General features: G+C 66.8%; 1 protein-coding gene. It reads left to right on the forward strand.

Annotation, left to right across the window (positions count from 1 at the left end; all coding sequences use genetic code 11):
• Positions 1-669, forward strand: a 669-nt coding sequence (locus A5699_RS08635) for an ATP-dependent DNA ligase (protein WP_157561161.1), incomplete at both ends; no start/stop codon positions are given.

Here is a 669-nt window from a genome sequence, read left to right on the forward strand (position 1 = left end):
GATGCTCGCCGAGCAGACGCCGGCGGCGTTCATCGCCTTCGATCTGCTGGCCCTCGGGGACGACGACTACACCGGAAAGCCGTTCGCCGAGCGGCGCGCCGCCCTGGTCGGCGCGCTGGGTACCGGACCGTCGTTTCACGTCACCCCCGCCACGACCGACCTCCCGACCGCGCAGCGCTGGTTCGACGAGTTCGAAGGGGCGGGTCTGGACGGCGTGATCGCCAAACCACTCGATCTGACCTACCAGCCGGACAAACGCGTCATGTTCAAGATCAAACACGAGCGGACCGCCGACTGCGTGGTCGCCGGCTACCGCGTCCACAAATCCGCGGACGACGCCGTCGGCTCGCTGTTGCTCGGGCTCTACACCGACGACGGTGAGCTGGCCTCCGTCGGCGTCATCGGGGCGTTTCCGATGGCGACCCGGCGCAAGCTGTTCACCGAATTGCAGCCGCTGGTAACGAGTTTCGAGCATCATCCATGGAACTGGGCCGCGCAGGTGGCCGCCGACCCGGATGCGGCCCGCAGATATGGCGGCGGCTCACGCTGGAACGCCGGCAAGGATTTGTCGTTCGTACCGCTGCGACCCGAGCGGGTATGTGAGGTGGCGTATGACCAGATGGAGGGCAACACCGTGCACGGCAGGCGTTTCCGGCATGCCGTTCATGT

It is taken from the genome of Mycobacterium sp. E802 (genome assembly GCF_001666875.1).
GTDB lineage: Bacteria > Actinomycetota > Actinomycetes > Mycobacteriales > Mycobacteriaceae > Mycobacterium.